Raw genomic sequence first — 8,920 nt, 5'->3', positions numbered from 1 at the left:
GGCTCGGGCACGGGCGCCGGGCCGCACGCGGCGAGCGCCGTGGCCCCGGAGAGCAGCAGCGCGAGCGCGGCGATGCGGCGGCGGATGCCCGGGCCCGCGTCGGGCGGGCGCCCTGCGGTGAGCGTCGTCGGGGGTCGGCGCATCCCTCCAGGGTAGACCGCGCCTAGCATGACCCCATGCCCCGTCGCCTCCGCGCCCTCGCCGCGGCGGCGCACGGCGGGCCGACGTTCGTCGTGACGCTCGTGACCCTCGCGCTCGGCCTCGCGTCGGGGCTCGAGCTCGGGCGGGCGGCGCTCGTCGCGGGCATGATCCTCCTGCAGCAGCTCTCGATCGGCTGGTCGAACGACGCGCTCGACGCGGCGCGCGACACCGCCGACGGCCGGGCCGACAAGCCGATCGCCCGCGGCGACCTGGATGCGCGCCTCGTGCTCGGCCTCGCGGTCGGCGCCGCCCTCGCGGCGGTCGCGCTGTCGCTCCTCCTGGGCGCCGCGGCGGCGATCGCGCACGCGGTGTTCCTGCTCGCCGGCTGGGCGTACAACGCGGGGCTCAAGCGAGGCGCGCTCGCGACCGCCTGCTACGCCGTCGGTTTCGGCGCGGTTCCGCTCATCGTGACGCTCGCCGCCCCCGAGCCTCGCGGCGCGCAGTGGTGGGCGATCGCGATGGGCGCCCTGCTGGGCGTCGCGGCGCACTTCGCGAACGTGCTGCCCGACCTCGAGGACGACGCGCGGCACGGCATCCGGGCGATCCCGCACCGGGTCGGCGCGCGAGCCTCGGGGCTCGTGGCCCTCGCGAGCCTCGCGCTCGCGGCGGCGCTCGGGGTGATCGGCCCCGGGGTGCTCAGTCCGCTCAGCGTGGTCGGCGCGGCGGCGGGCCTCGCGCTCCTCGTGCTCGGCGCGATGGTCGTGGCGCGCGCTCCGCGGTCGCGGTCGCTGTTCCGGATCATCATGGGCGCGGCCCTCGCCGCCGTCGTGAGCCTGGCCGGGGCGGGGGCCCTCATCGCGCTGCCGTAGGCGGTCGTCGCGGAGTCGGCGGCGCGCGCATCCGCTGATACCGTGAGCGGCGTGGGAGTGCGCATCGAGAAAGTGGATCTTCCCGGCATCGGGACCCGGCACGACATCGTGACGGAGGACGGCCGGCGCATCGGCATCGTCTCGCACCGCACGGGCGAGCGCGAGCTCGCCGTCTTCGACGACGTCGACCCCGACGCGTGCCGCGAGCGCGTGAGCCTGTCGGAGGACGAGGCGCTCGCCCTCGCCGACGTCCTGGGCGCCTCGGTCATGCTCGGCCAGCTCGCCGGGATCCGCGAGCAGGCCGCCGGCCTCTTCACCGAGCAGCTGCTCCTGCCCGCCTCGTCGCCCTTCGTCGGCGGCTGCCTCGGCGACACGAAGGCGCGCACCCTGACGGGCACGTCGATCGTCGCGATCGTCCGCGACAGCGAGGTCATCCCCTCCCCCACCCCGCAGACCGAGCTCCGCGCGGGCGACACCCTCATCGTCGTGGGCACGCGCCCGGCGCTCGAGTCGCTCGCGCGCCTGCTCGCCGACGGCACGCTGCCGAGCTGACGATGCACGGGACGACGCTCCTCCTCATCGAGGTCGGCGCCCTCCTGCTCGCCCTCGGCCTGCTCTCGCGGGTCGCCGATCGCTTCGGGTTCTCGCCCATCCCGCTCTTCCTCATCATCGGCCTGATGATCGGCGAGGGCGGCATCGTCCCGATCGAGGAGAGCGAGGAGTTCTTCGCGATCGGCAGCGAGATCGGCGTCATCCTCCTGCTGCTCATGCTCGGCCTCGAGTACACGGCGACCGAGCTCGTCGACAGCCTCAAGCGAAGCCGCCGCGCCGGGCTCATCGACGCGCTCCTGAACGCCGTGCCGGGTGCGGCGATGGCGCTCATCCTCGGCTGGGGGCCTGTCGCGGCCGTCGCGCTCGCGGGCATCACGTGGATCTCCTCCTCGGGCGTCATCGCGAAGGTGCTGCGCGACCTCGGTCGTCTCTCGAACCGCGAGACGCCGACGATCCTGTCGATCCTCGTGATCGAGGATCTCGCGATGGCCTTCTACCTCCCGGTGCTCTCGGCGCTCGTGATCGGGGCCGGACTCCTCGCCGGCGCGACGGCCCTCGTGATCGCCGTGCTCGTCGCGCTGCTCATCCTGTACCTGGCGCTGCGGCACGGGCGCATCGTCTCGGCCCTGTTCTCGCCGCACCACGCCGAGTCGCTCGTGCTCGGGGTGCTCGGGCTGACGATGCTCGTCGCGGGCATCGCGCAGCAGGTCAACGTGTCCGCCGCGGTCGGAGCCTTCCTCGTCGGCATCGCGATCTCGGGCCAGGTCGCGCGCTCGGCCGAGACGGTGCTGTCGCCGCTGCGCGACCTCTTCGCCGCGGTGTTCTTCGTGTTCTTCGGCATCGCGACCGACCCCGCCGACATCGTTCCCGTGCTCGTGCCCGCGATCATCCTCGCGGTCGTGACGATGGCGACGAAGGTCGCGACGGGCTGGCTCGCGGCGCGCGGCGCGGGAATCGCCCTCCCCGGCCGCTGGCGCGCCGGGCTCACGCTCACGCCGCGCGGCGAGTTCTCGATCGTCATCGCGGGTCTCGCGGTCGCGGCGGGCCTCGAGCCGCAGCTCGCCCCGCTCGCGACGGCCTACGTGCTCATCACGATCATCGCGGGCTCCGTCCTCGCGCGCGTCCCCGACACCGACTGGTTCAAGCAGCGGATGCTCGCCCGCCGGCTCCCCGCCCGCCCCACGACCGCCGCCGCCGCGGGGTGAGCCGGCGCCGCGACAGGGCGGACGCAAATACCCCCGGGGGTATCTGATAGCATCGAGCATCCCACCGCTCGGAAGGAGCACCGCGATGCGCCGCATCCTCGCCAGTCTCGCCCTCGCCCTCGGCCTCTCGTTCGCGCTCGCCGCGTGCGCGCCCGCGAGCGGGCCCATCGCCCTCGACGAGGGCACCGTCGTGATCGACGTGCGCACTCCCTCCGAGTTCGCGAGCGGCCACCTCGAGGGCGCCGTCAACATCGATGTGCAGTCCCCCGACTTCGACGCGCTCGTCGGGCAGCTCGACCCCGAGGGCGACTACGTCGTCTACTGCCGCAGCGGCAACCGCTCGGCCCAGGCGATCGACCGCATGGAGGGCCTCGGATTCACCGACCTCGTGAACGCCGGCTCGGTGCAGTCCGCTGCGGACGCGACGGGTCTGCCCGTCGTCACCGACTGAGCCGCCGAACGACAGAAGGACCGAACGACGGCGCCCGCCGCGGTGATCGCGGCGGGCGCCGTCTCGCACTGCTCGGGCGGGGGTCGGCGGGCCGTCAGCCGACGGGCACGGCCTCGGTGACGAGCTCGCGCACCATCGGGATCACCTGCGTGCCGTAGAGCTCGATCGCGCGCATGTTCGCGGCGTGCGGCACCGGCCCCGTCGTGTACTTGAGGTCGAAGCGCTCGATCCCGAGCCCGGCGACGGTCGCGGCGATCTTGCGCGCGACGGTCTCGGCGCCGCCGACGTAGAGCGAGCCGTGCTCGATCTCGGCGTCGTAGTGCTCGCGCGTCGTCGGGCCCCAGCCGCGCTCGCGGCCGATGCGGCCGAAGGCGGTCTGGTAGTGCGGCCAGAACAGCTCCCGCGCCTCCTCGTCGGTGTCGGCGATGAAGCCGGGCGAGTGCACGCCGACGGGCAGGCGATCCTTGCCCATCTGGTCGAGCGCGCGGTGGTAGAGGTCGACGTACGGCGCGAAGCGCTGCGGATCGCCGCCGATGATCGCGAGCATCATGGGCATGCCGTAGTGGGCCGTGCGGACGACCGACTCGGGGCTGCCGCCGACGCCGACCCACGTGGGGATGCTCCCGCTCGCCGTCTTCGGGTAGACCTCGATGCCCGTGAGCGGAGCGCGCGTGCTGCCGCTCCACGTCACGGGGCCCTCCTTGAGCACCTCGGCGAGCAGGTTGAGCTTCTCGTCGAAGAGCACCTGGTAGTCGGAGAGCTCGAATCCGAACAGCGGGAACGACTCGGTGAACGAGCCGCGCCCGACGACGATCTCGGCGCGCCCGTTCGAGATCGCGTCGATCGTCGCGAAGCGCTGGAACACGCGGATCGGGTCGTCCGAGCTCAGGACGGTGACGGCCGAGGAGAGCCGGATGCGCTCGGTGCGCGCGGCGATGCCGGCGAGCACGATGTCGGGAGCCGAGACCGCGTAGTCGTCGCGGTGGTGCTCGCCGATCGCGAAGGCGTCGATGCCGACCTGGTCGGCGAGGACGCCCTCCGCGACGACGTCGCGGATCACCTGGGGGTACGGGACGGGCTCGCCGGCGGCGTCGTGGCTCACGTCGCCGAAGGTGTTGAGGCCGAACTGCAGGCGGGCCGGGTCGATGGTCGCGGTCATGGTCTTCCGTCTCTCTCGCGGGACTGGCGGTGCCAGCGTATCGAACTATGCAAACGCATGGATACCCGCGGCCATTCCCGCAGGCGACTCACGGCTGGATGCGCTCGAGCTCCCATCCCCCGCCCACGGCCGCGCGGAACACGAGCCGATCGTGCAGGCGCGAAGTCCGCCCCTGCCAGAACTCGATGCGGTGCGGGGCGATCCGGAAGCCGCCCCAGCGCTCGGGGCGCGGCACGGTCTCGTCGCCCCGGAAGCGCTCCTCGGTGTCGCGCACCTTCTCCTCGAGCGCCTCGCGGGAGGCGATCGGCTGCGACTGATCGCTCGACCACGCGGCGATCTGCGCCCCGCGCGGGCGCCGCGCGAAGTAGTCCTCGCTCGCCTCGCGCTCGACGGGGTGGGCCTCGCCGAAGATGATCACCTGGCGGTGGAGCGTGTACCAGGGGAAGACGACCGAGACCGCGGGGTTCGCGAGCAGCGCCCGCCCCTTGCGCGAGGTGTAGTCGGTGTAGAACTCGAACCCGCGCTCGTCGACCCCGCGGAGGAGCACGGTGCGGATCGAGGGCTGGCCGTCGGGGTCGATCGTGCCGAGCACCATCGCGTTCGGCTCGTACACCCCGCGCTCGGCCGCCTCGGCCATCCACGCGGTGAACTGGGCGATCGGGTCGCTCGCGACGTCCTCCTCCTCGAGCCTCTCGGCACCGTAGTCGGTGTGCCGCCGGAGGGCGTCGTCGAGGGGGTCGGGAACGGCGTCGTGGCTCATGGCCACAGCGTACGACCGGCGCGCCGGGAGTGCGCCGAGCGATCGGGGAGCGATCGCTCGGGCTCAGTCCATCGTGTCGAGGATGGCGACGAGCTGCTCGAACGTCGTCGTCGGGTTCACGATCGCGAAGCGGGTGTTGGGGCGCCCCGCGTGCGAGCTCGCGACGACGAACGCGTGCTGGTCGTCGAGAAGCCGATCGCTCCAGACCGCGTAGTCACGGGCATCCCACCCGTCGCGCTCGAAGACGACGACGGAGAGCTGCGGCTCGCGCACGAGCCGCAGGTGCGGACGACGGGTGATCTCGTCGGCGATGCGGCGGGCGAGATCGATCGAGATCTCGATCGCCTCGCGGTAGACCTCGGCGCCGAAGGTCGCGAGCGAGAACCACAGGGGAAGCCCGCGCGCCCGGCGCGTGAGCTGGATGGCGTAGTCGGAGGGGTTGTAGTCGGCGGCCTCGGTGAGGGTGTCGAGGTACTCCGCGTGCTGCGTGTGGGCGAGCCGGCCGTGGTCGGGGTCGCGGTAGAGGAGCGCGCACGCGTCGAACGGCGCGAAGAGCCACTTGTGCGGGTCGACGATGAGCGAGTCGGCCCGCTCGACGCCTGCGAAGCGGTGACGTGAGCCGGGCGCGAGCATCGCTGCGAGGCCGTACGCGCCGTCGACGTGGAGCCAGAAGTCGTGCGCGTCCTTGAGGGCGGCGATCGAGGCGATGTCATCGACGATGCCGAAGTTGGTCGAGCCTGCGGTGGTGACGACGGCGATGACGGCGTCGCCGTGCTCGACGAGCGCAGGCTCGACGTCGGCGCCGCGCAGGGAGCCCGACTCGTCCATGGGGACGATCGCGACGTCGATGTCCATGACGTGCGCCGCGGAGACGATCGAGGAGTGCGCCTCGGCGCCGCACACGACGACCCAGCGCTCGGGGCGCGCGCGGCCGGCGGCGCTCAGCTCGCGGGCGCGGTGATCGCGCGCGGCGACGAGCGCCGAGAGGTTGCCGACCGTCCCGCCCTGCACGAACACGCCGCCGGCGCCGGCGGGCAGGCCGAACTCGCTCGCGAGGAAGCTCAGGACCTCGTTCTCGGCGAAGACGGCGCCCGAGCCCTCGAGCCACGAGCCGCCGTAGACGGCGGTCGCCGAGACGACGAGGTCGAAGGCGGTCGCGGCCTTCGTCGGCGCCGAGGGGATGAACGAGAGGTACTGGGGGTGGTCGGTCGTGATGCACGAGGGGGCGAGCACGTTCTCGAAGAGGGCGAGCGCCCGGCGCGCGCCGATGCCGCTCTCGCCGATGCTGCCGGAGGCGAGGCGCTTGAGCTCGGCCGGCGAGAAGGGCTTGTCGAGCGGGGTGTCGGTGCCGAGCAGCCGCCGGCGCGCGTAGTCGAGCACCATGTCGGCGATCTGCGTCGTCTCGTCGCTCACGACGTGCATGCGCTGAGCGGAGGACCCGGGGGTCGCGGAGACGGGTGCGGCGGGGAACGAGGAGCTCACGGGGTGGTCCTTTCGGGCCGGGCCGGCGCTCACCGCGCACGGCCTCCGGCGCGCCGCCCCGCCGATCGGGTCAGCAGGCGCCGGATACGACGAAACCCGGCCGAAACCGGGTTCGTGTCGTGGACCTGAGGGGATTCGAACCCCTGACCCCCTGCATGCCATGCAGGTGCGCTACCAGCTGCGCCACAGGCCCGCAGCCACCGGACCGAGCCGGTGACAACTCGATCACTGTAGTACACGGGGCGCGCCTCGGCCAATTCGAGCGGGCCCGTCGGGAGCGTCGCGCGAAGCGGGGGCCGAGGCGGCCCCGGCGATCAGTCGAAGAGCTCGCCGAGCCAGTTCTTGCGCTTGCGCGGGTACCCGCCCTGGCCGTACCGGGGAGCCGACGACGGCGAGTTCGAGCCCCAGCGCTGGCGGCCGTACGCGGGGTCGCCGTAGGGGGCGGCGTAGCCGGGCTGCGCGTACCCCGGGGCGGGGAAGCCGCCGGGCTGCGCGGGCGGGACATCGCGCGGCAGGTCGACGCGAGGAGCCGCGGGGGCGGCAGGCGCCGTCGGTGCGGCGCTCGCGGCCTCGAAGCTCGCGGCGCGCTCGATGATCTTGTCGAGCTCGCCGCGGTCGAGCCAGACGCCGCGGCACTGGGGGCAGTAGTCGATCTCGATGCCGTTGCGCTCGCTCATGACGAGGACGGCGTCGTCTGCAGGACACTTCATGCGTCGACCCTCGCAAGCTCGACTATGCGCGCGCTGAGCGCGGCCGGCGCTCAGGCCGGGTCGGAGGCCGCGGCGTGCTCGGGGAGGTCGAGCGGGATGACGGGGCAGTCCTTCCAGAGGCGCTCGAGCGAGTAGAAGAGCCGCTCCTCCTCGTGGAAGACGTGGACGATGACGTCGCCGAAGTCGAGGAGGATCCATCGACCCTCGGCGCGGCCCTCGCGGCGCAGCGGCTTGGCGCCCGCCTCGATCATCTTCTCCTCGACCTCGGCGGCGATCGCCTGGACGTTGCGCTCGTTGCGCCCCGTCACGAGGACGAAGGCGTCGGCGAGGGGCAGCGGCCCCGAGACGTCGAGGGCGACGATGTCGTCGCCCTGCTTGGCGTCGGCGGCGCGGGCGGCGACGCGAACGAGGTCGATGGCACGATCGGTGGCGGTCACAGCATCCTTCGTCAGGGGTTCGGAGGACTCAGAATAGACCGTTCGCGGCGGCGACCACGAAGATCGTCACCGCGGCGATCGCCATGACGACGGTCGAGACGATGAGCACGGTCGTGAGCATGGCACCGCGGGGCTGGGGACCGGAGATCACGTTGCGGGTCGCCGTGTGGCTGCTCACGGCGTTGATCGCGCTCACGGGAGCGGAATCGGAGCTCACGAACTCGCGATCGCCCGGGTCGATCAGGTCGTCGAGGTCGGGGCTGTCGTGGACGGACGGGACGGCGCCGGTCGAGGCGATGCTCGAGGGCACGTCGACCATGCCGGTGATGATGATCTCGCCCGTGCCGGGCACGGGGCCCGCGAGGCTGCCGACGGGCATCTCCGGGAGCACGAGGGCGTTCGTCGACACGGAGGCCGAGCCGACCTGACGACTGAAGGTGTTCTCGAAGGGGTCGTCCGCGGGCTCGTGGAAGCCGGCCGACCAGTGCGAGCCGGTCGCGGTCGAGACGACGGGAGCCGCGACCTCGCTCGACGCGGGCGGCCCCGGCTCGATGAGCGGGGCGGGAGCGGACGCGCCCGTCGACGTCGGCTGCCAGAGGTGGAGCGGTGCGGCCTCAGGGGCGTCGAGCTCGGCGGGCGCCTCCGACTCGGACTCGTGATCGCCGTCGAGCGCGGGCTCCGGCTCGACCGCCGAGGACTGCTGGGCGTGAGCCTCGCGGAGCGCTCGGAGCTCCCGGCGGGTCATCGTGTACTCGGGCATGACGAACGGCTCGGCGTCCGTCGGGGGCTCGGGCTCCGCAGCGGTCTCGGGCGCGGGCGGCTCGATCGGCGACGGCTGCTCGACGGCGGGCGACTCGACCGACGGCGCGGACTCGCTCGCCGGCTCGAGGGAGGCGAAGGCCGGGTCCACCGCGGGGGCGGAGGCCACGGGCGCCGACCCCGCCGGGGCGGAGAGGGACGGTGCCGCGTGCGCGCTCGCGGGCCCCTGCTGGGTGCGGTAGTCGAGCGCGGCGTCCTCCGGCTGCGGGGCGGGCGTGAAGGATGCGCCTCCGCGCTCCGCGGGCGGGCGGAAGTCGCGCGTGCGGGTCTCGCGGCGCAGGCCGGGAGCGGTCGGCGGGGCGAAGGGCGGCGCGAGCGGGGCCGACGGCGGCAGC

Annotated in this window: 10 protein-coding genes and 1 tRNA gene; 4 read left to right on the top strand and 7 right to left on the bottom strand. The window is 73.3% G+C overall.

Annotation, left to right across the window (positions count from 1 at the left end):
- Window positions 1-176: 176 nt before the first annotated feature.
- From Q7T15_RS00715 to Q7T15_RS00700, 4 genes are all read left to right on the top strand, one after another.
- Window positions 177-1,010, top strand: a complete 834-nt coding sequence (locus Q7T15_RS00715) for a UbiA family prenyltransferase (RefSeq protein ID WP_304692270.1) — start codon at window positions 177-179, stop codon at window positions 1,008-1,010.
- A gap of 51 nt (window positions 1,011-1,061) precedes the next feature.
- A complete protein-coding gene (locus Q7T15_RS00710; protein WP_304692268.1) occupies window positions 1,062-1,562 on the top strand; it encodes a cation:proton antiporter regulatory subunit in 501 nt (166 codons plus the stop codon).
- A 2-nt stretch (window positions 1,563-1,564) separates the two neighbouring features.
- Entirely contained in the window at window positions 1,565-2,767 is a 1,203-nt protein-coding gene (locus Q7T15_RS00705; protein ID WP_304692266.1) for a cation:proton antiporter, read from the top strand.
- Between the two features lie 85 nt (window positions 2,768-2,852).
- Window positions 2,853-3,218 (top strand): rhodanese-like domain-containing protein, encoded by a 366-nt coding sequence (locus Q7T15_RS00700; protein WP_304692264.1) that lies wholly within the window; start codon window positions 2,853-2,855, stop codon window positions 3,216-3,218.
- Between the two features lie 94 nt (window positions 3,219-3,312).
- Here Q7T15_RS00700 and Q7T15_RS00695 read toward each other — a convergent pair whose 3' ends face one another.
- From Q7T15_RS00695 to Q7T15_RS00665, 7 genes are all read right to left on the bottom strand, one after another.
- Window positions 3,313-4,377, bottom strand: a complete 1,065-nt coding sequence (locus Q7T15_RS00695; protein WP_304692262.1) for an LLM class flavin-dependent oxidoreductase — start codon at window positions 4,375-4,377, stop codon at window positions 3,313-3,315.
- A gap of 88 nt (window positions 4,378-4,465) precedes the next feature.
- Entirely contained in the window at window positions 4,466-5,137 is a 672-nt protein-coding gene (gene pdxH, locus Q7T15_RS00690; RefSeq protein ID WP_304692260.1) for a pyridoxamine 5'-phosphate oxidase, read from the bottom strand.
- A gap of 63 nt (window positions 5,138-5,200) precedes the next feature.
- The gene (locus Q7T15_RS00685; RefSeq protein ID WP_304692272.1) at window positions 5,201-6,559 is read right to left on the bottom strand and encodes an aminotransferase class V-fold PLP-dependent enzyme; all 1,359 of its coding nucleotides are present in this window, start codon (window positions 6,557-6,559) and stop codon (window positions 5,201-5,203) included.
- 180 nt (window positions 6,560-6,739) lie between these two features.
- Window positions 6,740-6,812: transfer RNA gene (locus tag Q7T15_RS00680), tRNA-Ala, on the bottom strand.
- A 121-nt stretch (window positions 6,813-6,933) separates the two neighbouring features.
- On the bottom strand, window positions 6,934-7,329 hold the full coding sequence (locus Q7T15_RS00675; protein ID WP_304692258.1) for a zf-TFIIB domain-containing protein: 396 nt from the start codon (window positions 7,327-7,329) through the stop codon (window positions 6,934-6,936).
- Between the two features lie 50 nt (window positions 7,330-7,379).
- Window positions 7,380-7,766: a ribosome silencing factor gene (gene rsfS, locus Q7T15_RS00670; protein WP_304692256.1), complete on the bottom strand. Its 387-nt coding sequence runs from the start codon at window positions 7,764-7,766 to the stop codon at window positions 7,380-7,382.
- A 28-nt stretch (window positions 7,767-7,794) separates the two neighbouring features.
- A partial coding sequence (locus Q7T15_RS00665; RefSeq protein ID WP_304692254.1) for a hypothetical protein occupies window positions 7,795-8,920 on the bottom strand: 1,126 nt, incomplete at its 5' end.

The sequence above is a fragment of the Microcella sp. genome (assembly GCF_030645145.1).
GTDB lineage: Bacteria > Actinomycetota > Actinomycetes > Actinomycetales > Microbacteriaceae > Microcella.
This window is presented reverse-complemented; position numbering and strand designations above follow the sequence as displayed.